This is a genomic window from Kitasatospora griseola (assembly GCF_014648555.1).
Lineage (GTDB): Bacteria > Actinomycetota > Actinomycetes > Streptomycetales > Streptomycetaceae > Kitasatospora > Kitasatospora griseola.
Genome location: NZ_BMRI01000054.1, coordinates 1 through 25,652 on the forward strand (window position 1 = coordinate 1; position 25,652 = coordinate 25,652).

Annotated in this window: 25 protein-coding genes and 1 pseudogene; 14 read left to right on the top strand and 12 right to left on the bottom strand. The window is 72.5% G+C overall.

The features are described from left to right. Positions 1 to 386: WD40 repeat domain-containing protein (locus IEZ12_RS35130; RefSeq protein WP_505744233.1), on the top strand; the 386-nt coding region annotated here is incomplete at its 5' end. 35 nt (positions 387 to 421) lie between these two features. After that, positions 422 to 1,276 carry a serine peptidase gene (locus tag IEZ12_RS35135; RefSeq protein WP_189278154.1) on the top strand — a complete coding sequence of 285 codons (855 nt, stop codon included), beginning with the start codon at positions 422 to 424 and terminating at the stop codon, positions 1,274 to 1,276. On the opposite strand, the gene IEZ12_RS35140 is transcribed toward IEZ12_RS35135, so the two are convergent. From IEZ12_RS35140 to IEZ12_RS35190, 11 genes are all read right to left on the bottom strand, one after another. Further along, the gene (locus IEZ12_RS35140) at positions 1,261 to 1,719 is read right to left on the bottom strand and encodes a hypothetical protein (RefSeq protein WP_189278156.1); all 459 of its coding nucleotides are present in this window, start codon (positions 1,717 to 1,719) and stop codon (positions 1,261 to 1,263) included. The genes IEZ12_RS35135 and IEZ12_RS35140 overlap by 16 nt on opposite strands. Continuing rightward, a complete protein-coding gene (locus IEZ12_RS35145; protein WP_229848589.1) occupies positions 1,719 to 2,753 on the bottom strand; it encodes a hypothetical protein in 1,035 nt (344 codons plus the stop codon). The genes IEZ12_RS35140 and IEZ12_RS35145 overlap by 1 nt, the downstream gene beginning before the upstream one ends. A gap of 1,131 nt (positions 2,754 to 3,884) precedes the next feature. Continuing rightward, positions 3,885 to 5,783, bottom strand: a complete 1,899-nt coding sequence (locus tag IEZ12_RS35150; protein WP_189278158.1) for a hypothetical protein — start codon at positions 5,781 to 5,783, stop codon at positions 3,885 to 3,887. Further along, on the bottom strand, positions 5,780 to 7,234 hold the full coding sequence (locus tag IEZ12_RS35155) for a site-specific integrase (RefSeq protein WP_268250301.1): 1,455 nt from the start codon (positions 7,232 to 7,234) through the stop codon (positions 5,780 to 5,782). Before IEZ12_RS35155 ends, IEZ12_RS35150 begins: the two co-directional genes overlap by 4 nt. A gap of 60 nt (positions 7,235 to 7,294) precedes the next feature. Beyond that, the gene (locus IEZ12_RS35160; protein WP_189278161.1) at positions 7,295 to 7,516 is read right to left on the bottom strand and encodes a hypothetical protein; all 222 of its coding nucleotides are present in this window, start codon (positions 7,514 to 7,516) and stop codon (positions 7,295 to 7,297) included. 138 nt (positions 7,517 to 7,654) lie between these two features. After that, on the bottom strand, positions 7,655 to 9,874 hold the full coding sequence (locus IEZ12_RS35165; RefSeq protein ID WP_308431121.1) for an SPDY domain-containing protein: 2,220 nt from the start codon (positions 9,872 to 9,874) through the stop codon (positions 7,655 to 7,657). Next, on the bottom strand, positions 9,849 to 10,103 hold the full coding sequence (locus IEZ12_RS35170; protein ID WP_189278165.1) for a hypothetical protein: 255 nt from the start codon (positions 10,101 to 10,103) through the stop codon (positions 9,849 to 9,851). The genes IEZ12_RS35165 and IEZ12_RS35170 overlap by 26 nt, the downstream gene beginning before the upstream one ends. 213 nt (positions 10,104 to 10,316) lie before the next feature. Then, the gene (locus IEZ12_RS35175) at positions 10,317 to 10,736 is read right to left on the bottom strand and encodes an SPDY domain-containing protein (RefSeq protein WP_189278167.1); all 420 of its coding nucleotides are present in this window, start codon (positions 10,734 to 10,736) and stop codon (positions 10,317 to 10,319) included. 133 nt (positions 10,737 to 10,869) lie between these two features. Further along, entirely contained in the window at positions 10,870 to 12,324 is a 1,455-nt protein-coding gene (locus IEZ12_RS35180) for an SPDY domain-containing protein (protein WP_189278169.1), read from the bottom strand. A 44-nt stretch (positions 12,325 to 12,368) separates the two neighbouring features. Continuing rightward, positions 12,369 to 12,974 carry an SPDY domain-containing protein gene (locus IEZ12_RS35185; RefSeq protein WP_189278171.1) on the bottom strand — a complete coding sequence of 202 codons (606 nt, stop codon included), beginning with the start codon at positions 12,972 to 12,974 and terminating at the stop codon, positions 12,369 to 12,371. A gap of 193 nt (positions 12,975 to 13,167) precedes the next feature. Next, the gene (locus tag IEZ12_RS35190; RefSeq protein WP_189278173.1) at positions 13,168 to 13,947 is read right to left on the bottom strand and encodes a DNA-methyltransferase; all 780 of its coding nucleotides are present in this window, start codon (positions 13,945 to 13,947) and stop codon (positions 13,168 to 13,170) included. A gap of 700 nt (positions 13,948 to 14,647) precedes the next feature. On the opposite strand from IEZ12_RS35190, the gene IEZ12_RS35195 reads away from it, so the two are divergent. From IEZ12_RS35195 to IEZ12_RS35250, 11 genes are all read left to right on the top strand, one after another. Next, positions 14,648 to 15,811, top strand: coding sequence for a C40 family peptidase (locus IEZ12_RS35195; protein WP_189278176.1), 1,164 nt, complete (start codon positions 14,648 to 14,650; stop codon positions 15,809 to 15,811). A 98-nt stretch (positions 15,812 to 15,909) separates the two neighbouring features. Then, positions 15,910 to 16,227 (top strand): DUF6112 family protein, encoded by a 318-nt coding sequence (locus IEZ12_RS35200; protein ID WP_189278178.1) that lies wholly within the window; start codon positions 15,910 to 15,912, stop codon positions 16,225 to 16,227. After that, a complete protein-coding gene (locus IEZ12_RS35205; RefSeq protein WP_189278180.1) occupies positions 16,227 to 16,925 on the top strand; it encodes a hypothetical protein in 699 nt (232 codons plus the stop codon). Before IEZ12_RS35200 ends, IEZ12_RS35205 begins: the two co-directional genes overlap by 1 nt. Before the next feature lie 86 nt (positions 16,926 to 17,011). After that, positions 17,012 to 18,415 (top strand): SCO6881 family protein, encoded by a 1,404-nt coding sequence (locus IEZ12_RS35215; RefSeq protein ID WP_444542902.1) that lies wholly within the window; start codon positions 17,012 to 17,014, stop codon positions 18,413 to 18,415. A 65-nt stretch (positions 18,416 to 18,480) separates the two neighbouring features. Beyond that, positions 18,481 to 19,938: an SCO6880 family protein gene (locus IEZ12_RS35220; protein ID WP_189278212.1), complete on the top strand. Its 1,458-nt coding sequence runs from the start codon at positions 18,481 to 18,483 to the stop codon at positions 19,936 to 19,938. A gap of 13 nt (positions 19,939 to 19,951) precedes the next feature. Next, entirely contained in the window at positions 19,952 to 20,395 is a 444-nt protein-coding gene (locus tag IEZ12_RS35225; RefSeq protein ID WP_189278186.1) for a DUF6238 family protein, read from the top strand. Beyond that, positions 20,392 to 21,924 carry a VirB4 family type IV secretion system protein gene (locus IEZ12_RS35230; RefSeq protein WP_373295565.1) on the top strand — a complete coding sequence of 511 codons (1,533 nt, stop codon included), beginning with the start codon at positions 20,392 to 20,394 and terminating at the stop codon, positions 21,922 to 21,924. The genes IEZ12_RS35225 and IEZ12_RS35230 overlap by 4 nt, the downstream gene beginning before the upstream one ends. Before the next feature lie 351 nt (positions 21,925 to 22,275). After that, on the top strand, positions 22,276 to 22,848 hold the full coding sequence (locus IEZ12_RS35235) for a hypothetical protein (RefSeq protein WP_189278188.1): 573 nt from the start codon (positions 22,276 to 22,278) through the stop codon (positions 22,846 to 22,848). Between the two features lie 46 nt (positions 22,849 to 22,894). After that, entirely contained in the window at positions 22,895 to 23,308 is a 414-nt protein-coding gene (locus IEZ12_RS35240; protein WP_189278190.1) for a hypothetical protein, read from the top strand. Positions 23,309 to 23,319: 11 nt separating this feature from the next. Beyond that, complete coding sequence (locus IEZ12_RS35245) at positions 23,320 to 24,081, top strand: hypothetical protein (RefSeq protein WP_189278192.1); 762 nt, start codon at positions 23,320 to 23,322, stop codon at positions 24,079 to 24,081. A 10-nt stretch (positions 24,082 to 24,091) separates the two neighbouring features. Beyond that, positions 24,092 to 24,520, top strand: a complete 429-nt coding sequence (locus IEZ12_RS35250; RefSeq protein WP_189278194.1) for a hypothetical protein — start codon at positions 24,092 to 24,094, stop codon at positions 24,518 to 24,520. Between the two features lie 104 nt (positions 24,521 to 24,624). Here IEZ12_RS35250 and IEZ12_RS35255 read toward each other — a convergent pair whose 3' ends face one another. Continuing rightward, positions 24,625 to 25,008: a hypothetical protein gene (locus IEZ12_RS35255; RefSeq protein WP_189278196.1), complete on the bottom strand. Its 384-nt coding sequence runs from the start codon at positions 25,006 to 25,008 to the stop codon at positions 24,625 to 24,627. A 15-nt stretch (positions 25,009 to 25,023) separates the two neighbouring features. Here IEZ12_RS35255 and IEZ12_RS35260 point away from each other — a divergent pair. Further along, a pseudogene (locus IEZ12_RS35260) lies at positions 25,024 to 25,652 on the top strand (hypothetical protein); the annotation flags it as partial.

The window sequence follows — 25,652 nt, forward strand, 5'->3', positions numbered from 1 at the left end:
AGCTGACCGGCCACACCCGCGGCGTGAACGCGGTGGCGGTGACGCTGCTGGGGGACCGCCCGCACGCCGTCACCGGCGGCGGCGACGGGTCGGTGCGGGTGTGGGACGTGACCGCCGGCACCCAGGTCCGCGAGCTGACCGGCCACACCCGCGGCGTGAACGCGGTGGCGGTGACGCTGCTGGGGGACCGCCCGCACGCCGTCACCGGCAGTGATGACGGGTCGGTGCGGGTGTGGGACCTGACCGCCGGCACCTGCCTTACCGCATTTCACTTCCCGGATGCGGTGGCAGCCGTGGCCCTCACCGCGGGCAGCACCGTGGTGGCCGGCTTCGGCCACGAAGTGGCCACCCTTAGCCTTGAACCCCTCATTGGGAGGCTCCGTTGATCAGTAAAGCTCCTTCACAGCTTCGGGTCGTCGCCGTGCACGGCATCTACAACAGCTTCGGCACCGGAATCTCCGACGCGCGCAAGGAAGAACTCCGCGTGCTCAAGGCCGCAGCCTGGGCGCGGGATCTGGGAAGCGGCCTCGGTATCTCCCCGGACCGGCTCGACGTCGACTTCGCCTACTACGCGGACAGGATCCGCCGCGGGCCGGCAGCGCAGGGGGAGCAGGACGGCGACTTCCTGCACGACCCGCTGGCGCAGGAGATGCTCGACGCGTGGGCGCGAGAGTTGGGGCTGCCGGACGAGGTGGCGCAGGGGCACGCCGCGGTCCCGCTGCGCGGGTTCTCGTCGTGGATGGCGCGCAGGTTCGACCTGGCGGAGGGGCCGCTGGGGGTCTTCATCCGGCTGCTGTGCGGTGAGGTCGCCGCGTACCTGCGCTCTGCGGACGCCCCGGAACGCATCGCGGCGCGTGAGGAGGTCGCGGCGCGGATCGCCCTGCACCGGCCGCGCGTCGTCGTCGCGCACTCGCTGGGCTCGGTCGTCGCCTACGAGGCCCTGCATGCCCACCCGGAACTTCAGCCTGAGCTGTTCCTCACGCTGGGCTCGCCGTTGGCGCTGCCCCGCGTGGTCTTCGAGCGCCTCATCCCCGCGCCGCGTTCCACCGACAGGCCGCAGCTGCGGGGTGCGGGCCTGCCCGGGAGCACGCGCTGGGTGAACATCGCCGACCCCGGTGACCCCGTCGCCGTCCCGCCCCAGTTGGGCAGGTTCTTCGACGGGATCGCCCTGGACCACACCGACACAGTCAGTGCCCTCTTCCGTTTCCATCACGCCGAGAACTACCTGAGGTGCGCCACCACGGCGGCCACCATCGCTCCCTACCTCGGCATCTGACCCGTTGGGGTGCGGCGTCGGTTGATGGGAGTCACCGCCGGGTCCGCCCGGGTGGTGAGCTGTGCACGAAGGGCTTCGTTTTCGATGCTGAGTTCGTTGATCAAGAGGCCGTAGGTGGTGACGAGTTCTTCAAGGTCCGCGCAGTGGGTCCGGAGCCGGTCGAGCTCGTCGGGTGCCTGGGCGCTCGACTCGGTGGACTGACTGACGCCTTTGGGCTGCCGCTTGGCTTCGGCGGCCAGCATCTGGAAGTGGTCGCGCAGGTCGGTGTGCTTCTGGGCGACGATCCAGTATTTGACCTGGGCTTCGGCGGCGAGCTGGACGACCGAGAGCCGGCCCCTGGAGTGCTGGGGCGTACCAGCCAGAAGGCGGTCGGCCGCCGTGAGGATGGCGATCCGTTCAGGAGCCGTCTCGTGTGTCGGCCATGTGGTGGTGGCGGGGTTCATCAGGCTTCTCGTCCGCGGTGGTGGGTGTCGATGATGTTCTGGAGGGTTTGGAGTTCGGCGCGTTCGCGCTGGTGGCGTGGGGAGGGGGCCAGGACGTCGGCAGTCAGGAGCCGTAGTTCCTGCGCTCGTGTCTCGCGCTCGGCGATGTCGCGATCCGTGTAGGCGATGTTCTGGCAGGAGGGTCGGCAGTCGTCCTGGTCGGGTGTCTGGCGGGTGCTTCCCTGGTTGGTGAAGACTCGGCACAGGGCCTTCGCCGCGTCGTGGACGCAGGTCATGGCCCGTCCGGGGTAGATCTGCAGCAGCGGGTTGGCAACCAGGTCGCGCGCCTGCCTGTGATGGGTCAGGACCCGGCCGGCGAACTTCGCGTTGCCCTCGCGGACCCTGTGGCGGTAGCGGTCGGCCGCGGGGCCGCTGACGTGCTCGCCCGCGTCCAGCAGGCGCTCGTCCTCGGCGAGCTGGTCGAGGCGGGCGAGCCACTCCTCGAAGGCGTGCTCGTCGGGGAAGCCGGACTCGTAGGTGCCCGAGTAGCCGAGGGTGACCTGGGTGCAGACGTGCGCGTACTGGATTGCGGCGGCGACCAGGCCGCGGGGCCGGCGGACGATGTGCCAGGCGAGGGTCCTGCGGAACCTCGCGGGGGCGATGGCGCCGTGCGGGTCGGGCGGGATCGCCTCGCTCAGGCCGGTGGCCTGGCAGAAGTCGTTGACCCAGGTGATGAAGGCGGCGATGTCGCGGGGCGTGTCGCGGCTGGTGCGGGCCTCGCCGGGCCGGTCGCTGAGGGCGCCGATGGGGTTGGCCGGGTCGAGGTGGACGGGGAAGAGCAGTTGGTGGTCGTGGAGCCGCTCGACGGCATCGACGGCGCCGGCGACGACGTCGATGACCGTCCACGGGTCCTTGCGCTCCTCGCCCTCGGGGATCTTGTTGCCGTCGCTGTCCTTCACCCCCTTGAAGTGGCGCCCGGTCAGGGTCCAGATGCCGGTGGTCTCGTCGTAGGCGCTGCAGCCGCGCTCCAGGTTGAGGACTTCCCCTGGTCTCATTCCGGAGAGGTAGGCGACCGTGATCGTCGCGGCTGTTCTCAGGAGGCGGGCCAGCTTCGGGGCCTGTTCGTAGGTGATGCGGGCCGTGCCAGGGCCTGCCGTGGACCTTGCCGGTGACCGGGGTGTCGAGGTAGGCGGCGTCGTCGACGGCGATGCCGGAGCCTGTCACCATCGCGCGCAGGAGCGCGCCGCGCTGGCGGCGCTCGCGGAACGCGGACTCCGAGGTGTCGAGGATCCGCACCAAGTGGGGCCAGCACGGCTCCAGCTTCCCGTCCGCGCCGATCCGGCCCGGCAGTGCCTTGCCGGTGCGGCGCAGGCCGTCGAGGTAGGCGGCAAGGAGCGGCGCCAGCTGCCGCGGCTGGTTGGGCGCAGTGGGCGCGGTGCTGCCGTGACGGGCGCGTCGTGCCCGGTCAGTGCTGCCCTGGTGGGAGAGCGCCAGGTAAGCGCGGTGGGCGGCGATGATGTCGTCGGCGAAGTCGCCGACGAACCGCAGGGCCCAGAGCAGCAGCGGCTCCATGGTGTCGGGATGGATCCGCGGGGTCTTGTTCTCGCCGTTCGTGCGGGAGGCGCCGAGCAGGTCGAAGGGGTAGTCGCCGTTCCAGGGCGCTTCCTCCGGCAGGCGGGCTTCCTCGGGGACGCGCTCCTGGTAGGTCCACAGGCGGCGGACCTCCAGCAGCAGGTCGCCCTTGGCGCCGACCGGCTTCTCCATCTCGTCCACGGCGTCGAGATACGCCTCAAGGTCGTCGTGGGTCACCTGGCCGAGCGAGGTCAGGCCGCGGGTTTCCAGCCAGAGGATGAACGCGTTGAGCTTGCTGAACCCCACGGAGATGGTCCGCAGGGCCGGCCGGTCGGCGGGGGTGTGCCGCATCGGCTTGGGCATGTCGTGGTTGATCATCTGCCAGACGTAGTGCTTGACCTGGGCGCGGAACGGCTCGGGGACGGCTGCGAAGTTGAGCGTGGTGGTCGGGATGTGGCCCTCGAACAGTCCGGGGGTCAGGTCCCAGCGCTCGTCGCGGAACACGGACGCGACGGCGCGGCCGGCCTTGGGGTTGAGCCTGCGTCGCAGGAGGACCGGGGTGTCGGGGCCGGGCAGGGCAGTGTCGGAGAGCTCCTCAGGGGCGATCGGCAGGGTCACGGCAGGTCCAGTTCTCGGGCGAGGAAGCGTTCGGCGAGGCGACGGTGCTCGGGGGTGATGGAGTCTCGGGCCTCGGCGACCGCGTGTGGGTCTGCGCGGTCCAGGAGGTCGTCCAGTTGGGTGTGGGGCAGGGCGAACCGCTCGGCCCACCGAAGCGGCGTCGTACTGATCCTGCGGTTCGCCAGTTCGTCCCGGACCAGGATCTGCAGGGGCAGGTGGTGCGGCGCCGCCCGGGCGCACGGACACGACAGGCAGAGCATGAACGAGGCGCGGCAGGGCTTTCCGGCCGGCGCGTGCGGGCTGTTGTCGTGGTCGACGCACCCGGTCATCACGGTGTCGAGCTCCGCGGCGAGCAGGCGCCGGAGCGTCGCCGCGTCCATGCCGTGGCGGGCGGCGACCCGGGCCGGGTGCTCGGCCGCCTCGGCGACCTCATCGGCGGTGAGGACCTGCAGGGCGGCGTGGCTCCTGGCCTTGGCGACCTCGCGGGCCAGGGCACCGGCGACGACGCGCTGGTACCCGGCCAGGTTCCCGCGGTTGCGCAGGAGGTACTCGTTGACGAGGGTCGTCTCGGTGTGGGCGACGGGCTCCTGGTTCAACTCGTTGTAGGTCAGCCGCAGCCGTCCCAACGTCACGTCGAGGTGGGCAGGTTGGGCGTCCGGCCCGGCGCCCGGTGCCGGGTCCGCGGGGATCCGCCTGGCCTGGGACCAGGACCGGATGAGGTTGCCGTCCGCTCCAGTGCGCAGGCCCGCGCCCATGCCTCCGCCGCCGCTGCGGGCCCACCAGACCAGCAGCCGGTCGCTTCCCAAGAGGCGGCGGGGACCTTCGGCGAGTTCGTACAGGAGCATGAACACCCCGAACGGAGTGCTGAGCCCCTCACGCTGGTCCGGCCCCGGCCCGGCGGAATCCGTCTCGCTCCCTGCCCACTTCGGCAGGTCGACCAGCGGCCGGTCCATGTGGCGCCGGCTGCCCCGACGGGGCTTGTCCAGCTCGACGACTGCCGAGGCGATGCCGCCGGCGTGCCCGTCCGGGCGGCGGTGTCCCGCCGGGGCTTTGGTGATCGTGCTCTCGTTCTCCCCGGTCATCGCGACCAGCAGGATCACGAACGCCGCGATCTCCAGCGCGGACAGGTGTACGGCCTCCATGTGCTCGGCGACCGTCCCCAGCTGCCTCACCCACCACTGGGGGGCGCCGCGCGGTGTGCGGGGGACGTCGGCGTGCTCCTCCACGAAGGCGGCGAGTCGGCCCCGCCGCCGCTGCTGGGGAGGTTCGCCGGCCAGGTCACCCGCCCGCCACCGCTCCGCCAGGGCCTGGCTGGCGCGGATGCGGGCGGCGGCCTGCCGGACGTCGTGGCGGGCCGCGCTCAAGATCCGCTGGTTCTCGGCCCGGCTATAGGAGGGGTTCGCCCGCTCCCGGCGGCGGTTGGCGTGCTCGGGCTGGCGCTGGTTCAGCGCGGTGCGCAACTCCGGCCCCAGCCCGGGAACGGCCCGGAGGTTGCTGATCATCTCGCCCACCTGGTGCCACAGCGAGGTGTAGTTCTGCCGCTCCAGACGCCAGCCGTCCAGGTGCACCAGCAGCAGGTCCTGCGGCCTCGCCGGCGGCGTGTTCAGCGTGCCCAGGTAGGTGGCGAAGCTCCGGAAGAACCTGTAGGACTTCTCGGCCGAGCTGAGCCTGCGCAGCCGCCCGCCCGCCCTCGTGCGTTGGACGAAGCCCTTCGCGAAAGCCAGTTGGAGCTCCGGCGAGACGGTCAGCCGCGCGAAGTCGAAGACCTGGGTGGGCTCCTCGGTGTCCTCCGGGATGAACAGAACCTGCAGGGGGGTCTCCTCCTCGGCCCGGCGCCGCGGCCGGTAGCCCGCTGGCGGCAGCGCTGCGGGGCGCCCGCCGCCCGCCGGGTTCATCGCCGGCCTGCCAGCGGGTCGTTGATGACCAGCGGGTGGCCGGCCAGGAACGTGGCCAGGAAGCCGTCTAGGGCGATCCCGTGGATCTGCTGCAGCAGGAACTCGACGTCCAGCGAGACGAACGGCTCAAGATAGAACTTTTTGGTCGTTTCCGGACTGGCATGGCCGAGGATCGTCGCCACCAGCTGCCAGGTGCCCCCGAACTGCTCGCGGAAGTCCTTGGCCTCCTCCTGGTCCAGGTGCGCGAACTGCTGCGAGTAGACCAGCCGCCCGACCGCGTACCACCTCAGCGCGCAGCTGTGCCGCAGCATGTGGGGCGTGCAGGACAGGCCTGGCAGGTCCATGGTGCAGATGCGGGCGTTGGCCTGCGCGAACGTGTGGTGCCAGCCGTGGGGGTGCCGGGGCAGGCCGTCCTCGTTCAGCCAGAGTGCGAGCGGCTCCAGGCCCTGGGGCGTCGACCTGAACAGCCGGCGGCGTTCCTGCGGCTTCAGATCGTCCATCTCGACGACGGATTCGCGCCCGTCGGCGCCGACCAGCCGCAGCCGCCCGCTCTCGACCCGGACGACCTTGCGGACGCTCGGCTGGCGCTCGTAGCGGCCGGCGGCCTGGGCGTTGCGCACAGCCCGGGCGCGAGCGCCCTCCACGTAGTCCAGGACCCTGAGCAGCGGCAGCCGGGCAATCCAGTACTTGTGGCCCCACCGACCCTTCGCGCTCGCCGAGGCAAGCCGACAGGTGGAGAAGCCGCGAACCCCCTCGTCGGTCGGGAGTTCGGGCAGCAGGACGCTGCCCCACTCGGTCAGCCGCAGCCCTGTCGAGTAGAGGCCGTCGGCGAAGGCCGCGTCGCGTTGCTCGTTCCGCCCCCTCCATCCCCGACTCGTCCGGCCGTCCAGGTCCTTGCCGCGCAGGCCCACGTCGCGCCAGCGTGCGTAGCCCGCCGGGTCGAGCCACTTGATGTCCCGATCGCGGGCACCCCTGGGCTGGAGGTCGAAGTCGTCGAAGCCGGCCACGGGGTCCGGAACGCCGAACTCGGCCGCCGCCCAGCGATAGAAGACCCGCAGCGAGGTCACGTTGGCTCGGAAGGTCGGCGGCTTGACGCGCCGGGGATTCAGTTCCTCCGTCAGCCGCCACTCCTTGAAGAACTCCGCGTCCTCGTCCGTCGCGTCGTCCCACTGGCCACCGGTCGCGTTCAGGAAGTTCAGCCACAGCCGCAACGACTGCGCGTACTTGTCCCAGGTCATGGGCGACCGCCTTCGGACCCGGCGCGACTCGAAGAAGGCGTTGATCCGCCGGTCCGGCAACCCCGTCGGCGACAGCAGGAACGGCTGCCGATCCTTCGGGCCGCGCACCCCCACCGCGTTCAACAGCTCGCGATGACGGTCCGTGAGGGTCACCGATGGACTGGCCGCGACGGACGCCAGGTCGTACCGGAAGACAATCCACTGACCAGGCATGTAGGTGGCTCTCACACCGGTGACGCTAGGCCCTGAGCAACACCAACAACAGTTGTTCCGCTAGAGACCGTAGCGGTTGACCAGCGCCGCGCTGGTCTGCCAGTCCGCGTTGGCGCGGCTGAGCCAGCGAGCGGCTTCGGAGGGCCAAGGTCGGCCCGCGTCGATGTCCTGTTCGATGAGGGTGCGGACGGCGGCAAGTGCGGTCAGGCGGAGGTCGTCGCGGTGGACGGCGGAGGCCAGGGCGGCGTACGAGCCGGGTGTGTCGAGCAGTCCGCGGATCATGATCCGTTGGGTGGGCTTGTGGAGTCTGTTCCGTGGTGGCGGTGGTGGGTTCAGCGGGTTCGGCGGGTGGTGGCCGAATGGGGCTCGAAGGCGCGCCGCATCGGTCGTGGGTTCGGGCGCAGGTGCCGCTCGCGGTGGTCAGCGGGCCGGCTGCCGGGGCTGGTCGGGTGGGTTGGAGGCGGCCGTCGAGCGGCTGGCGGCCGGTGCCGGCGGTGAGAGGACGACGCGGGTGCGGGCGGCCAGCGACCGCGCGGACGGACCGGGCGGGGCCTTGGGGACGAGGGGGCGGACGTCGAGGCATAGCAGGTGCTCGGATGTGAGGTCACGGCCGAGGCGGGCCACCGGCGTCGGGTCGGCCGTCGCGGCCGTGACGGCTTCCAGGAGCGGGGCCGGGATGTTCTCCGACATCTCGATGGTCCAGCCCTCGGCTTCGCTGCCGCCGCTGATCTGCCAGGCGCGGCTCTCCCCGACGAACATCTGCCCGGCGGGGGCGGTGCAGCGGTAGACGCTGGCCATCTCGCCGCCCGGTGCGTCCCAAATCAGGTGTTCGCGGGTGCTGTTGTCGTGCCAGCCGGCTGAGATGATCGGCACGAGACCGTCCTCGGCGTTCCCGGCGGTCCGGATCAACTCGCTCGGGCTGGCGGCGAGCGCGGTGTGCAGGGCGGTCACGATCTCCGGCGGGGTGCGGGGGTCTGCGGTAACCCGCCAGACCTCCTCGCCGCTCAGCAGGTAGTTGAAGGACGCAGTCCAGCTCGTCCCCGTGTCGTCGGTGGTCGACTGGGCGCGCAGCCGCCGGCACGGGCTGGTGTACACCGTGGTGGGGCCCTGCTTCTCGGTGGTCCAGCCCCGGTCGGTCAAGGGTTTGGCCGCAGCGGTGCGGTCGTGGCCGGGGCCGGCGAGGTAGACCGGGGCGACGATGGCCAGCGGCGCGGGCCTGACGTCCGGGGCGAAGAGCTCCGGGGTGCGCGCGGCAGCCCCGGTCAGCAGACGGTCGATCGCATGGAGCGCCTGCTCGTGCTGGGCGGTCGGCAGCGATCCCCAGGTCCACGTGGTGCCGTCGCCGACCGGCCGGTCGTGCAGCGCTTCGGCGATCCCGCTGAGGTCGGTCCCGTTGATCTGCGCCGCGGCGGCGTAGGCTGCCGCGTCCTTCAGGTCGCTGATGTTGAAGGGGAGTTCACTCAGTGCCGCGGTGAGGGGAGGTGTCGGCTTTCGGCTTGCGGTCCGCGGGTCGAGGTTGGCGCCGAGGTCCAGGTCGAGGAGCGCCGGTGCACTCGCTGCCGCCGCGATGACCATGTCTTCCACCAGCAAACACGCCAGGGCCCTTTGCTCCGAGGGAAGTTGGCCCCAGGTCGTCGGGGTGCGGCTCCGGCTGCTGGGGATGACCCGGTCCACGATGTACCACTCGGGTACGAAGTCGAGGTGTTCGACCTCCTCCAGGGCCTCCTCGCACAACTCGGCCGCCGCTTCCCGCAGGTCCGTCTCGGTGTACGGGCTGGCGGCGGCTGGGCCGGCCTCCGTCCGGTGACCGAGGTGGGCCAGGAGTTCCTCGTCCATCCAGTCCCGGTCGCGCCGCAGGGGGGTGGGGTTGGTGAGGGCCCGGGTGAGGGCGTCGACGACGACCGCGGGGGCGTTGGTGGTGACCATGGCCTGCCAGTAGGGCGGGTAGCCGCCGGAGCCCCGCGGACCGATCTCCACGTACAGGTGGGGGTGGGCCATGAGGTCGTCCGGATCGCCGGGCGGGTCCAGGCGGACCTGGACTCGGGCGAGTTCGTCGGGAGCTTCGAGGTCGAGCACACCGCCGCGGTAGGTGCTGCGCCAGCCGGCGTCGGCGAGGGTACGGATCAAGGCCCGCCGGTCGGTCGGTTGCTGGAGGGCGGGGTGCGACTCGCCCGTCCAATCGATGGTGTCCCCGGTGCGGGCGAGTACGTCGGTGACGGCCATGATGATCTCGGGCGGCGTCTCGGTCGAGAAGCCGGCCATCCAGGCCGGCACGCCGAGGGGCTCCGGGGCGGCCGTGATCCGCCAGGCGGAGCCGGGGTCGAGCTGGCCGTCCGCGATGCGGAAGCGGTGGTTCGGGCTCCAGGCGAACTCCTGGCCCAGGTCGTCGTCGGTGCTGCGGCCCCAGCCCTGCTGGACGAGGCGGTCGAAGACCCGGTTGGTGTGGCTGGCCCCGGCGAGGTAGGCAGGGGTGACGTAGATCGTGGTTTCGGGGATGGCGGTTCCTCGGGGGCTGTCAGCGGCTGGGGTCGTGGGTGACGGTGGCGGAGCGGGTTGCTGGTTCGGGATCGGCGACGGGCCGCGGGGTGGCCGCCTCGCAGCCGCACCCCGGTGTTCAGCGGTAGCGCGGCCCCGGCCCAGAGGCCGGCTGCGAGAAGGGCGCGGAAGCCGAGAAGGCGATCCGGGTGGAGTCGGCGGCGGCGCGGGTCGGGGAGGTCGTGCGGGCGGCTCGGGCGCGGTGGGTGTCCAGCGGCGTCGGGCTGGAGGGGATCTCCGTCAGTTCGGCGGCGCCGACGACCGCCGCGCCGACGGCCAGGTCGCCGAGGTCTCCGATGTCACGGATGGCGGGGGCGAGCATCGCGCTGACCATGGTGTGCAGGATCTGGTCCGGCGTGCAGATGCTGGCTGCGGCGGACCAGCCGTCGAAGTCGCCTGCGATGTCGACGCTCCAGAATCCGTCCTGCCCGGCCTCCTCCCACTCCTCCGGGTCGAGGACCGCCTGGGTTTTGAGGACGATCCTGTCCTGCGGGCTGTGCTCGGCGAACGCCGTTTCGGTGCCCGCCGCGGCGTCCCAGATGAGGGTTCACCCGTGGGCCTGGAGGGGGGTGCGCCACTCGTCGTCGGCAGCGCCCCCGGTGAGCCGCCTGCCGGTGCGCAGCCGGTCGGCCAGCTCGGTGGTGATGGCCTCGACGACCTCGATCGGCGTGTTCTCGGTGAGGCTGACGGTCCACAGCGGCGGGCGAAAGGGGCGTTCATGGACGGCGACCTTCCACTTCACGTCGCCGCCCTCCGGCTCGAGTCCGAGCCGGATTCGGCCGTCGGTGGAGATGATCAGCTGGTTGCCGCGGCCGTCGTCAAGGCGTACGGCTCCCGCGTCGGTGAGCGGCCGGATCGCGCGCTCGATGTCCCGGGTGGGGCCGGCGTACAGGGCTGGGGTGATGCGGACCTGCTGCCAGGGTCGTTCGCGGGCCCGCTTGGCCCAGTGGGGATTGGCCGTGGTCAACTACTGCTCCAAGTAGGCGGGTTCATGTGGTGCGCGGTCGGACCGTCACTGCGGCAGGCGCGATGGAGCGGGGGAAGCGGCGACCTGAACGTCGTCGGGCATGGGCGGGGCCTCGTGGGGGTCGGTGCGGGGGTCAGCGGGACTTCGGCCGCGGGCTGTCGTGGCTTGGCGCTCCTGTGTGGCCGAGCGGGCCGGTGACCGTAGGAAGTGCGGCCGGCGTGGTTCGGGTGCGGGCTGCTGCGGACCGCGGTGAGTGGGCGGTGCCGAGGCGGCCGACTGCGTGGTCGGCCGCTTCCCGGCCGGAGGCGACGATCTCGGCCGTCAACCGGAGCGCTTCACCGGCGTCTCCACCGACGCGGTGGTGGAGGGCCCAGCCGCTGGCCGCCCGCAGAGCCCGGGCGCTGCGGTCCAGCACGCCGCCCTCCCCGGTGATGACGCCAGCCGCCCTGCGCACCTCAGCCGGGTCGGTGGTGCGCAGCAGGTGGGTGGTGACCTCGTCGATGCCCTCGGCCAGCCGTTCTGCGGTGTCACTCGGCAGGAGCTCTCCGGTAACGGGGACGAAGGGCTGTGGTGACGGGCGGACGCCGAGGGTGGGGTCGAGGGTGACGTCGTACCCGGCGGTGGCGAGGAGGACGGCCGCGTCGGTGGCGATCTCGTTCTCCTCGTACCGGGGGTGGCTGGCGGGCTGGGTGTAGTGGTTCGAGCGCCCGGGGGTGGGGGCGAACCCGGTGGTGCCGATGAGGAAGGCGGTGCGCTCGTCCCCGCCGGTCGCGGTGATCGCGCCGTCGTCGGTGCGTCGGATGGTGACCGCGTTCGGGCCGGCTCGGCCGGGGTCCGCCGGTCCGGGCTCGGCTGGTGCCTCGCCCTGGTCTTCGCGGGTGGGTTGCCGACCCTTGCCAGGTGGGAGGTTGCGGCGCGGGCGCGGCTCGAGCTGGACCTGGGTGCGGTTGGCGGCGGGGATCTGGAGGCGCTGGCGGAGCGCCGGCAGGGGGTTGACGACCTCGTCGAGCGCGGCGCTGATGAGGGCGGTGGGGGTGTGGCCGGCGAAGGCGACGTGCCAGCGCTCGCTGGGGTAGCCGCGGGGGCCGCCCCAGACGGTGACGGTCGGACCGATCCCGCGGATGTCGCCGATGTTGTGGTTGACGGCGATGCCGGCGGTGGCGTCGGGGCGGGTGCAGCTGTAGACGCCGTGGACAGGGCTGGTCTCCCGTGACCACGGTTCGTCGGCGGCTTCCAGGTCGGCCGCGATGGTGTCGTCCAGCGATCGGCGGCCCCACAGGAGTTCGTCGCGCACCGTCTCGGAGGTCGCGGTCAGGGCGTGGGAGAGGCGCTCGACCACCGCGGTGACGACCTCGACCGGGGTGCGGGTGCAGAAGGTCGCGTGCCAGGTCCGCTTGCCGACGGGCGAGGCGTACGCGGCGATGGTCCAGCGGGGCCCGGTGCTGGTGTCGTGGTCGAGTTCGATCGCGGCGAGGAGGGACTCGTGCAGCGCGACGGTGGTGTCCTGCCCCGGGCTGTAGCGGCCCCAGGTGGGGGACGTTTCGAGGAAGTGGGCGAGGGCTGCTTCGGCGTCGCCCGGTCCGGCCAAGTGGCCTGGTGTGACCACCACTTCGAGGTCGGGAGCGGGGGTGGTCAGGGGGCCTCCTTCCGTGCGGGCTCGCTTGCGGCACCGGTGCCGGCCAGTGCTGCGGTGCTACCGGGCGGATACAGCACCGGGGGCAGGATGTTGGGGGCGTCGTGTACCCGGGTGATCGCGTCGACCAGGGCGGTCAGGACCGGCGCGGGGGCTGCTTCGCTCACCGAGATCGACCAGAACCGGCCGTCCTTGACGCCGTCGATGTCCCAGCAGCCGGCCTGGCCCGACTGGAACGGATCGAGCATCCGGTCGGCGCGGTTGTGGTGGGTGGTGGTCGCCCTGTCGCCGTTGGCAGCCCGGTAGTGGAACGGGTAGGTGCGCAGTCCGGGCAACTTCTGCCATCCCACGTCGGCGAAGCCGTCGAGGGCGGTGGCCGGGTCGGCGGTGGCCCAGAGGTCGAACAGTGGGTGCTTCTCCTGGTGGAGTCGGGCGAGTGTCGCCGTGACCGCGGCCACGACCTCGATGGGTGTGCTCCGGTTGAGGTGCGCTCCCCAGAGCGGTTGGTCGAATGGTTCGTCGTGAACGAGCACCCGCCAGGAGGGCCAGCTCCAGTGCGGGAAGACGTAGCCGACGTGTATCCGGTGGTCGGGGGTGGCGACCATGGTGTTCTTCGCGGCGCAGGTGAGGTGGGCGCCGAGGTCGAGCAGGGGCTGCAGCGCCCGGTCGAGGCCGTCGGGCGGCTTGTCGGCGGCGTCCCAGTAGGTCGACGGGTCACCGTACTTCCTGTGCAGGTCATCTCCTTCAGGCCCTGAGCGGGACCGGGCCGCCGCGCGGGCGGCGGCCCGGCTGGCGCGGTCAGGCTTCGGTCGGCTCGACGGCCTCGGAGTCGGGGTCGGGGTCGGTCGCGCCCTCGGCAATCTGCCGCTCGGTCTCAGCGAGTCGCTGCTCGGCGATGCCGGCGTAGTGCGGGGTGACCTCCACGCCGATGAAGTTGCGGCCCTCCAGCAGGGCGGCGACACCGGTGCTGCCGCTGCCCGCGCACACGTCGAGTACGGTGCCGCCGGGGCGGCAGATCTTGACCAGCTCCCGCATCACCGAGACGGGCTTCTGGGTGATGTGTACACGACCGCTCCGGGGCTGGGAGGCGGTGTAGAGGCCGGGCAGGTAGACGGGGTGGGCGTCGCCGTCGATCGGGCCCTTGCTCCCCCACAGCACGAATTCACAGTGCTGGGTAAATCGGCCCTTTTGCGGCCTGGCGGCGGGCTTGTACCAGGCGAGAGCGCCGCGCCAGATCCAGCCGCCGGCCTGCAGTGCGTCGCTCGTTGCGGCGAGCTGGCGCCAATCGGTGAAAACGAGGGCGACGCCACCGGTCTTGGTCGCGCGGTAGGACTCGGCGAGGAGCTGGGAAAGCCAGTAGGTGTAACTCCTCTGGTCCTTGTTCTCGCCGGGGAAATCGGCGAGGGAGTGGGCGGCGTCGTTCGAGGTGTACTTCGCTCGCGCCGTTCGTCCGGTCCGCTCCTGGGCGGTGCGTCCGCCCGAATTGTAGGGCGGATCGGTGATGACGGCGTCGATGGAGTTCGAGGGGATCGCGGCGAGCCGGACAAGGGCGTCGCCCTGGTGGATTTCGTAGGGCAAGGGGCGGGCTGACCTCCTGGTCGGGGATGGGGCAGCAGCGGCAACCGGCGGAGTGACCCGCCTTTCGGTGGGAGGGGAGTCCGGCGGGGCGGATCCCGATCGCTCGGGCTGCGGCTGCGTCAGGAACCTAATCCAGGTGCGGCTCGCAACCTAAAACGCGCCCCGAGCCACCCTGGCGAAGATCGTTTTAGGTTCCGAGCCGCACTCCGCCTATCGTCTGCCGCACCCCCGGAGATCACCCGGCCCGAAATCCCGTTTTAGGTTCCGAGCCGGTCCGGTTCTACGGTGGGGAACCCCGACGGAACACCGCCTTCCCAGTGCGCCGACCAATTACCCGTTTTTGGTTGCGAGCCGAGAAGGCATTAGCGTCCGCCGGGCAGACCGCCGGTACACCCCGGGCCGTGGGCGCCGCACCGTTTTAGATTGCGAGCCCGCGATTCGATACCGTCGGCCGCCGCAAGCGAATTCCACCCAACCCTTTCCAGGGGACACCCATGCCTTTTTCGAGATTACGAGCGCGGCTTGCTGCCGCTCCCTCCGGCCCGCCCGCCTCCCTGCCGGGCGGGCCCACCCCGCACCCTTCCGCACGATCCGACAGGAGCCCCGCCTTGCTCGCCCTCACCGCACGGATGCGGATGCCCAAGCCCCGCCCGCCGGACACCAGCGCCGACGCGGCCGGAGGTGACGTTCGGAGGGCGCGATGAGTTGGCAGAGGTGGGTCGGCGGCGGTCTCGCCGGCCTGTTCCTGGCACCGCTCGCCATCGCCTTCCCCGCCCTGGCGGTCACCGCCAACGACTCCACCAAGCCCGACACCTGCACACCCGGCCCCGGTCCACAGTCTGTGGACAGCGCGGCCGTCGCCGCCCAGGTCAAGAAGATTCTGGACGGCGCGACCGGGCAGGTCGGCTCGGTCGCCGGGCTGGACGCCCCGGCCGTGCAGATCCCCTTCGCGAACACGATCGTGGCGACCGGCATCTCGATGAACGTGTCCGCCCGCGGGCAGGTCATCGCCCTGGCGACCGCGCTGCAGGAGTCGAATCTGCGCAACCTGTCCTACGGGGACAGGGATTCGCTCGGTCTCTTCCAGCAGCGCCCGTCGCAGGGCTGGGGCACGGCCGAGCAGATCCAGGACCCGGTGTACGCCTCGACCCGGTTCTACAAGGCCCTGTTGGAGGTTCCCGGCTGGGAGCAGCTGCCCCTCACCGTGGCGGCCCAGAAGGTCCAGCGGTCCGGCTATCCGGATGCCTATGCCAAATGGGAGCCGCTGGCCACCGCCTTGCAGCAGGCCATCTCCCAGGTGTTGTCCGGGAGTTCCACTCCCGCGCCGACCTCTCCGGGCATGACCCCGTCACCGAGCCCGTCCGCGCTGGCCACGCCGAGCGGCTGCGGCACGGGAGGCGACGACGGAACGAACTGGGGCGTCATCCCGCCAGGCGTCCTGCCGGCCGGCTACCAGATCCCCACCGATGTCCCGCCTGCCGTGCAGAGCGCCATCAAGTTCGCGCTCGGCCAGCTGGGCACGCCCTACCAGTGGGGCGGCAGCTGCACCAACGCGCACGGCCAGGACCCGATGGGCCGCTGCGACTGCTCGTCCCTGACGCAGCAGGCGTACAAGGTCGGCGGCATCACCATCGAGCGTCGGACCTACGAGCAGGTCCACAACGGCACCGGCGTGAGCGTCGACGCCATCCGCCCGGGCGACCTGCTGTACACCCGACCCGGCCCCAACGGCCCGGAGCACGTCGGCATGGCCATCGGCCAGGGCCTCGTGGTGCACGCCCCCAAGACGGGCGATGTCGTCAAGATCTCCACGCTCGCCTCGTGGAAGGGCGACATCATCGCCGCCCGCCGCATCGCCCCCTGACGGCAACTGCCGTCCATCTCAGCGCACTTCGCGCACCTCACCCCCTTCCAGCGCGGCCCGCCCGCGCACCTTCCTGCCCCTCTAGCCGTGGAGTGTGTTTGCTCACCTACTATCTCGCCGACGCCGCCACGCAGCTGGCGTACGACCCCGGCATCTCGCCGTCCGAGGGCGGCCTGCCCGGCCTGTCCGTCCTGAAGTCCACCGTGGGCAGCATCAACTTGTTCGCCATCATCGCGGTGGTCGGTGCGCTCTGCGTCAGTGGCATCGTCTGGGCCTGGGGCCACCACACCGGCTCGCACGGCAGCGAGCAGAAGGGCAAGCAGGGCGCCTTGGTCGCCGCGGGCTGCGCCCTCCTGCTGGGTGCCGCGAACGGCATCGTCAGCTTCTTCTCGACGGTGGGGACCAGCGTCCACTGATGCCGAAGTCCTCGCCGCTCGCCGGCCAGTCCACCATGCTGCGCCGGCTGCTGATCGGCCTGGGCGTGCTCGTGGTCGTCGCCCTGCTGGCCGGGCTCACCGCCCGGCTGGCGGGCGGCGACCACCACACCCCAAGCGCCGCCAACTCCGCTTCCTCCCCTACCGCTTCCGCGACTTCGACCGTTTCGCCGCTCGACCCCGGCCCCGCCCCCTCGGCCGGAGCGACACCGGGCCCCTCCGTCGTCGCTGCTCCGCCGCACACCAGCGACCCCATCAAGTTCGCGACGGCGTTCGCCACCGCGCTGTGGAGCTACGACACCCGCACCGCCACCCAGCCTCAGCAGCTGGCCGGCCTCCGCGGCTGGCTGACCGGCGAGAGCAAGTACGCCGACCCGGACGCCCTCGCCGCCCAGCTGCCGGACCCGGTCCTGTGGAGCCGGATGCGCGACAACGGTCAGCATGCCGTCGGCGAAGCCGCCGAGGCGCACCTGCCCGCAGCCTGGCAGCAGGCCATCGGCAAGGACCCGACTCAGCTCACCGTCGCCTACGTCTACGCCGTCACCGTCACCGGCAAGCAGACCGTCAGCTGGAACGACGGCGGCCGGGGAGCCGAGGACCGCAGCCTCACCCTGGCCGTCCAGTGCCGACCGGGCCGCGACTGCGCGCTCGCCTCCATCGCCACCACCGTCTACCCCTGACCTCCTTCCCCATCGGTCCCGACCAGAGGAGCTGATCGCCCATCGGTTTCTGCGACATTCCCGGCTCCGGCCTGCTCTGCGACGTCATCGTCGGCGGCGTCAGCGACTCCGTCACCGCCTCCATCGGCAACTGGGTCGCCAAGAGCGCCGGCGACCTCGCCAAGTCCGCGGTCGACCTCGCCTCCCGCGCCGTCGACAAGACGACCTCGGTCGACCTCGGCGCGGAGTGGTTCCGCACCAACTACGCGACCATCCTGCCGATCGCGCTGGTCATGCTCGTGATGACCTTCATCTTCCAGCTGATCCGCGCAGCTTGGAGGCGGGATGGCCAGGCGCTCGGCCAGGCCGTCACCGGCACGGTGAGCGCCACACTGTTCGCGATGACGGCGATCACCTTCACCGGCGTCTCCCTGGTCATCGTCGACGCACTCTCGCGCGGGCTGTTCCAAATCGCCAACTCCAGCATGGACGACGCGGTCAGGCGCCTGGTCAAGGTATCGATGATCGGCATCACGTCACCGCTGGGCTGGGCGATCCCTGCGCTGGTGGCGCTCGGTTGCGCGGCCGGGGCGATCCTCTACTGGGGCGCGATGGTCCTGCGCAAGGTCACGATTCTCGTGCTCGTCGTACTCGCACCCTTCGCGGCGGCCGGTGGGGCGTGGGAGCCGACCCGCGACTGGCGACGCCGCTGGATCGAGGCCACCGCCACGGTCGTGTTCAGCAAGCTGATCATGACGATCATCATGCTCGTCGGCGTCTCCGCGCTCGGCCAGAGCGACACCAAGGACGGCATCCAGGCGCTGAGCGACATCATCGCCGGCCTCGTCGTCATGGCCTTGGTGCTGCTCAGCCCGATGGCGATCTACAAGTTCGTCCACTGGGCGGGCGACGGCGGGCAGGGCCACGATCTGCACCGCAGCACCGCCACCGGTCTGCAGGTCGGCGCCGCGACCGCCCAGAAGGCCGGCCGGATGGCCGCGACCGCGGGTGCCGGCGGAGCGGGCGGCGCAGCGATGGGCGGAGCCGCCCCGCAGGGCCCGGCGCAGGTGCCCGGCCAGGATGCCCCGGCCGGCGGCAGCGTCGGCAACCCGGGCTCCGGCGACGGCTCGTCCCCGTCGCAGAACACCTTCCGCTTCCCCGGCACCTCCTCCGGCGGCGGAAATGCGATCGGAAAGGCGCTGATCACCCGCCGCACCCAGTATGGCGGCGACCAGGGCCAGCCGCTGATCTCCCGGGCCCCGGCCTCCGACCAGTCCTCCGGGGGCGGAACGAGCGGAGGAGCAACCGGCAAGCCCACAAGCGCAGTTGCCGCCGCCGGTGGGAGCGGGGGTGCCGCGCAGGTGGTCTTCAGCGCCGCACGTGGCACCGTCGCCCAGGCTCCTGCCGCTCCGCCAGCTTCGGCCGCTGGTCCCGCCCCGTCGGTGGCCGCCACCGGCTCGGCCTCGGTGCCGAGCAGCCCCGTCGGCCCCTCCACGCCGCCGACCTCCTGACCAGCACCGGCCGGGGCCACCGCCCGCCCCGGCCGGTGCCCCCGCCCTGACCGAAGGAGTCGCCCCTGTCGGCCGACCTTCCCACACCGACCGTCCGTTTCCCCAGCCGATCCCGACGGGGAGTTCTGCTCGGGCTGACCGCCGCCCAGCTCACCGTCGTCGGCACCGCTGGCGCGTTGCTCCTGGCCACCATGGTCGCCACCGGACTCGCCGGAGCCGCCCTCGCCACCCCGCTCTGGGCCCTGGCCGCCGCCCTCGTCATTGTCCGCTTCCACAGCCGCTCCGTGGCAGATTGGGCCCCGATCCTCATCCGGTACTACCTCCGCCGCGCCAAGGGCCAGCTCGTCTGGCTCGCCCGGCCCGCCACCCGGCCCCGCCGCGACGGCCTGCTCCACCTGCCCGGCACCGACGCCAGCCTGCGCGCCGTTACCGCCCCCGGCGGCACGCTCGGCGCGATCCACAACCCGCAGAAGAACACCCTCACCGCCGTCATCCGCGTCAGCTCCCGCGCGTTCGCCCTGCTGGACCCCTCCACCCAGGCCGGCAACGTCAATGCCTGGGGGCGGTGCCTGGCCTCGCTCGCCCGCACCGGCTACATCACCACCGTCCAGGTGATCGAGCGCACCGTCCCCGACAGCGGCGACGCCCTCGCCCGGTACTGGGCCGAGAACGGCCGCCCCGACGCGAAGGTCGCCGGCCCCGTCTACGAGGAACTCCTCGCCGCCGCCGGCCCGACCGCGGCCCCACACGAGGCGTACATCGCGATCAGCCTCGACCTCAAGGGCGCCCGCCGCCTGATCGGAGAGGCCGGCGGCGGCCTGTCCGGCGCGTTCAGCGTCCTCGCCCAGCTCGTCCCCGGCTTCGAGCAGTCGCTGCGCAACGCCGGACTCAACCCCCGCGGCTGGCTCAGCACCGGCGAGATCGCCGCCGTGATCCGCTCGGCCTACGACCCGAAGGCCCTCGCCAACCTGGAGCAGTGGTCCGAGAGCGGAGAGGCAACCGCCGACCCGGCCGCCGCCGGCCCCGTCGTGGTCGTCGAGGAACCCGGCCGCCTGACCACCGACACCGCCTGCCACGCGGTGTACTGGATCGAGCAGTGGCCCCGCTCCGAGGTCACCCACGGGTTCCTCCACCCGCTGGTCTTCGCCGGCGGCGCCCGCCGGACCCTCTCCCTCACCTACGGGCCGCAGGCGCTGGATGCGGCGCTCAAGGCGGTGCAGCGCACCAAGGCGTCGATCGTCGCGGACGCCGCCGAGCGGGTCCGCAAGGGCCAGGTCGACTCCGAGGCCGACAGCATGGAGTACGCCGACGCCAAGCAGCACGAACGCGAGCTGATCTCCGGCCACGCCGACGTCGACCTGACCGGCCTGGTGGTCGTCAGCGCCGACAACCCGGAGGAGCTGCGCCGCGCCTGCGCCTCGATCGAGACCGCCGCCGCCGGCACCGGCCTGGACCCGCGGCTCCTGCGCTGGCAGCAGGCCGAGGCGTTCGCGCAGGCGGCCCTGCCGCTCGCCCGCACCTGACGGGAGGCCAGCCGTGCACCACCCGCCCACCGGCGACCACCGCCTCCTGCGCTTCGCGACCGCGGGCGTCGACGTCCACCACCACACCGCCATCCCGGAGCAAGAGCCTGTCTCCCGCGGCGAGTTGGACGCGCTCCACGCTCACTGCGTCGCCCTGTTCGCGCTGCTCGACACCCACACCAGCACCACCCGGTCGCTCGCCCCGGCCGAGGCCGGCCACCTCCACGCCGCCCGCATCCGGCTCTGGCAGACCTGCGACGCTCTCCACGATGCCTACCACCGCGCCCCGCGGGCCGACGGGCGCCGCCCCACCCGCGAAGCCTGCGCGCTGCGGCTGCCGGAAGGCGCTCCGGACATGGTGATCTGCCAGCGCCACAGCACCACCTCGGGCCGCGTCCGGGTGATCGCCACCCCCTCCGAGCTCCGCGGCACCCCGACCACAGCCCCTCGCATCTGACAGGAGAAACGTTCCTGCGCCCCCGCTCCGCCAGTGCCACCCCCCTGTTCACCCCGACCCGCTCGGACCGCTCCGCCCGCCGCCAGGCCAAGCGCGACCTCGCCGCCGCCCGCCGCGCCGCCCGCCAGGCCGGCCGCCCCCACCGTCCGAAGAGCCGCCGCGAGGAGAACGCCGGACTCCTCCCCACCTACCCCGCCGCCGGACGCCCCGGCCCCGCCTCCCTGCGCGGCGGCCGACTGCGACTTCCCGCGCACCGCATGACCACCGCGACCGCCTCGGCCGCCTACCCCTTCCTCGCCGAGGGCGGCCTCGGGTCCGCGGGCGTCCTGATCGGCCGCGACGTCCACGCCGAGGCGTCGTTCGTCTTCGACCCCTTCGCCCTGTACGGGAAAGTCGAGAATTTCACCAACCCGAACACGTTGGTGGCCGGCGTGATCGGCCAGGGGAAGTCGGCGCTGGCGAAGTCGATCGCCTTGCGCAGCACGGCATTTGGCTACCGCGTCTATGTCCCGTGCGACCCGAAGGGCGAGTGGACGTCGGTCGCGGAGGCGATCGGCGGGACCACCATCGCGCTGGGGCCGGGGCTTCCCGGGAGGCTCAACCCGCTGGATGCGCCGCCCCCTCCGGCGGGGGTCGACCTGGCGGACTGGGCGGGCGAGGTCCGCAAGCGCAGGCTCCTGCTGCTCGGCTCGCTGGCCCGCACCGTGCTGCGGCGCGACCTGGCGCCGATGGAGTACACGGCGATGGACATCGCCCTGGACGCGGTGGTCGACCGCTGCGCGCGCACGGGCCAGGTCCCCCTGCTGGGCGACGTCGCGGCCGTCCTCGGGCAGCCCGCCGTCCTGGACGCCGCGCTCGGCGACCCCACCCGGCGTGTCGGCGCCGCCGCCCAGGACCTCGCCCACGCCCTGCGCCGCTTGGTCAACGGCGACCTCGCCGGGATGTTCGACGCGCCGTCGACCGCAGAGTTCGACCCGAAGAGCCCGATGCTGACCATCGACCTCTCCCGGCTCGGCTCCGCCGGCGACGACACCGCGCTGACGCTGGCGATGACCTGCGCGTCCGCCTGGATGGAGGCGGCGCTCAGCGACCCCAACGGTGGTCGCAGGTGGGTGATCTACGACGAGGCGTGGCGCGTGATGCGGCACGCGGCACTGCTGGAGCGCATGCAGAGCCAGTGGAAGCTGAGCCGCGGACTGGGCATCGCGAACATGCTGATCATCCACCGCCTGTCCGACCTGCTGTCGGCCGGTGACGCCGGCTCCCGGACCCGGGCGCTCGCCGAGGGCCTGCTGACCGACTGCGCGACCCGCGTGATCTACCGGCAGGAGAGCGACCAGCTGGCCGCCACCGCCGGACTTCTCGGCCTCAGCGGTGTCGAGACCGCCGCCATCGCCGCCCTCGGCAAGGGCCGCGGACTGTGGAAGGTCGCCGGCCGGAGCTTCGTGGTCCAACATCTCTTGCACCGGGCCGAGTTGACCCTGTTCGACACGGACGCCCGGATGCATGCGGCTCCGGATGCATCGTGATCACGCCCGGCCGCCTGCGGCTGCTCCGCGTGGTGATCGACTCCGATCCGGCCGATCCCGGCAACGTCCTCGTCGCACAGACCGCCCTCGGCGCGGGCGGAGTCCTGCAACACGCCGGGCTGCTTCCCGGATCCGGTGGCCGACCGGCCACCGCGCCCGTCGGCGCCCAGGTCAAGCCCAGCAGCGCCCGCCCTGGCCGGCTCCACCCACCACCGCTGACCGCCAGGAGCTGTCATCGCGCACGTCACCATCGCCCACCTGCCCGACCGGGACACCATCGTCGCCGCCCCTCCCGACCGGCGCAGCGCGTACTGGCTGGAGCAGGCCGGCTTCGTCCGAGACGACGCCCTGATGCTGCACCGCATCCGCCGCGACACGAGCGCCTCCACCGCCGAGCGGCAGATCCGCGACGCGCGGCGGCTGCTGGCCGTCGCCGGCTACGGGATCACCCGGGTGTACAGCGCGGACGAGCAGCGCCTTCGTGCCAAGTCCCCACCGCCGCTGGGGATGTCGGTGCCCCCGGGCCCGCCGCGGACGCTCGGCGACCGCACCGTCTGGGTGCACCTGGTGAGAGAGGACGTCGCCGCCGGCCACCTGGTGATCCACGCGCACCACCAGGAACCCGAGGGGTCGGTCGAGCTGCTCGTCGACTACCCCGGTGCCGGCGAGGCGGCGGTGTTCTACACCGAGCAGGGCAGCGGCCACTACGGACCCAGCCGTCACCCGGACTTCACCTCCGCCCGCGCGGAGTGGACCTCCTGCGGGTACGCGGCCGAGGCACCGGTGCCCGGCGCCCGGCGTGCCGCTGCCGCCCGTCGGACCTCCCCGGTGGTGCTCGGCCGCCCGGGTGCGCTCCCGGTGGGACCACCGCGACCGATGTTCGGCGCCGGACTCATCGGTCCGAGCCTGGAACCCCCGTTCTGACCTTCCCATCCCCAACTCTGCTGCCATTCCTACCTCTTGGAGACGCATGTCGACCATGACTCTCACCCGCCAGGACGCCCGCCTGGAGGCCGCCCTCGGCCAGAGCATCACCGCCCTGATCGCCACCGAGGCCCGGGCCGACGCGCAGACCGCGCGGGTGCTCGCCACCCACCGCGCGCTGGTGGCCGCCGAGACCACGGTGTCCTTCCAGCGCGTGCGGCTGATCAACGTCGCCGCCGCCCATCGGCGTGTCGACGACGCCGTCCTCGACGAGCTGGATGCGCAGCTGGAGACGCTGGAGGAGGCGGCCGAGGAGCGCGACGTGGTGGAGGCCGATCTGGTGCGGCTACTCCAGGCTCGCGAGGACGAGGCGAAGCGGAAGGTCGCCGAGGCCGCGTCGGCCACCGGCCCGGCGCTGCTGCTCGTGACGACCGTCCCGGCCTCGGCCCGGCGCCGCTGAGCGGGAGCCCGATGCCCACGACGACGGGCCCCGGCACCCCCTGCGGGCGGGTGTTGTTCGGGTGGGACTACGACCACGGCGAATTCGTGGTGCTGCGGGGCCAGGTGCCCCAGCCCGCCCGTGAGGCGATCTACCAGGCCGGATTCTCGAGGCGCGGTGATGCGCTGGACTGCTGGCACCAGCGCCGCAGCGTCGAGCCGCACGAGCAGATCCGCAGGGCCGGGCGGCTCGTCGACCATCTGGTCGCGGCCCGGGTGCCGGTCGCCAACTGGCACGACCCCGAGCAGCGCAACGGTGACCTGTCCGAGCACTATCGGTGGCTGCAGGACGAGGGCCCCTTCCCCGACGCGGACCGCGTCGCCGAGACGGCCCGGGCGATCGTCTCCGCCGACCTGGCGGCCGGCCGCCTGATCCCCGCCGACCACAAACTCGCCCACGAGGTGGTGTCCGGCACCGTGGTCGTGGAGGCCATGCACGCCTGGGACGACGGCGTCGGCTGGTGGCTGGCACGCACTCCGGAAGGCCCCGGCTCCCACACCTACATGGTGCTGCGGCACGACCCGCAGCACCTCAACGTCACGGACCACTACGCCGATTGGTACGGGCCGCAGGCCCGCCGCGACTTCCGGGCGACGCAGATGCGGGACACCACCCACCCGCCTTCCACCCGCGCCCAGGCCGCCCGCCCGTCGCGCCGGGCACGGCTGGCAGCCGCCCCCTTCACCGCGCCGCTGCCGCCCGCACCGGCTCCCTGCCGCACTGCAGCCCGCTGACCGAGCCTCCTTGGAGAACACCCGCTTGCGCCACCAGCAGCCCGCCGGCGTCACCTTCCGCCGCCTGGCCTCGGCCGGGATCACCGGCACCACCGCCAGCCGCGACCCGGCCGTCCTCGCCGCCCTGGCCGACGCAGGATTCCGCCTCGGCCTCCAGCACGCACCGGAGCGCTACTCCCTGGCCGAGCGCGACCCGATCGCCCAGTCCAGGGCTGCGGCCCAACTCGCAGCCGCCCTGAAGGACATGGGAGTGCCGGTTGCCTCCCGGTCCTCCCAGCTGGCCGGCCTCGACGGAGCTGCCGTCACCGTCACCCCCTCGGCAGCGGCACGAGCCGTCGCCGCCCTCACCGCGACCGCGGCGCACGCCGCCGCCGTGTCCGACCAGCCCCGCCCCGCTGTGCCCACGTCCCCGTCGCCGGCACCGGCTGCCCGCCGCTGACCGCGTCCGCCATCTGCCCCGAGGAGCAGCGCATCACCCCCGAGCACGTCTCCATCACCCGCGATCCGCAGTTCGGCGTTGTCGTCGAGGTCGGCCCCGAGGCCTCACCGACCGCCCACACGCTGCTCGCCCGCGCCGGGTTCCGCCAGCTGGCCGACGGGCGGCACGCCATCGACCGCAGCGAGCAGAACATCTTCCTGCACGCCCGGCAGACCACCGCCGCCCTGCGCCGGGCCGGAGTCCGGGTCTCCGCTGACCCCGCCTTCGACTACAACGACGCGACCCGGCCCGGCCCCGACAGCCCGGCCGCCCGCGCCGCCGGCCCGGACGCCGTCGTCCAAGTCGGCGCCCCGGCTCCGCCCCGCAGCTTCGACGTCCACATCGGCCGCCACCCGCAGCTGGGCATCGTCGCCACCAACCCCTACAGCAACCCGGCCGCCGCGTACGCGCTCGCCGAGGCCGGTTTCACCAACACCGGCGGACGTCATCCGGGCCTCTACGTCATGGGCGAGCCCGAGTTCGAGGGCGACAAGCGGGCCGCCACCGCCGTCTCCACTCTTCGAGACAAGGGACTGCGAGTCGCATCCGACCTCGCCTTCGAACCGCTCAGCGGCCCGTACGAGTCCACCGACCCGTTCGCCACCCGGCTGATCGAGGAGATGAACCGCACGCCGCCCTCGTCCGCGGCACCGCCGGCCCAGGTCGCGCAGAACGACGACCCGTTCGAGACCCGCGTGTTCAAGGCACCCGTCCTCGGGCCCGTCACCCCCACGCCGACGGACCCGTTCAACACGGTCGTCCACCCGCCGTCCGGACCGAGCCGGGACGATCAGCGCGCGGACGCCCTGCTGCACGACCGGGCCGCGCTGAGCGCCGAGATCGCCTCCCGGCTGCGGGCGATCGAGGACCAGGTCCGCACGAGCCCGGGCAGCGTCGACCTGACACGGATCGAGGCGATGGTCGCCGAGGCCACCACTGTGCTCGCCGGCGCGGGCAAGGACCTCGCCGCCGTCGCGGCCCGCCCCGCCCCCGCACCGGCCCCCCGCGCGAGCGGCCCCGGCAGCCTTCGTGCCCGCGCCGCGCTCGCCACCAGCGGCCGACTCCGCTCCACCGCCGCCCTGCACGCCACCGG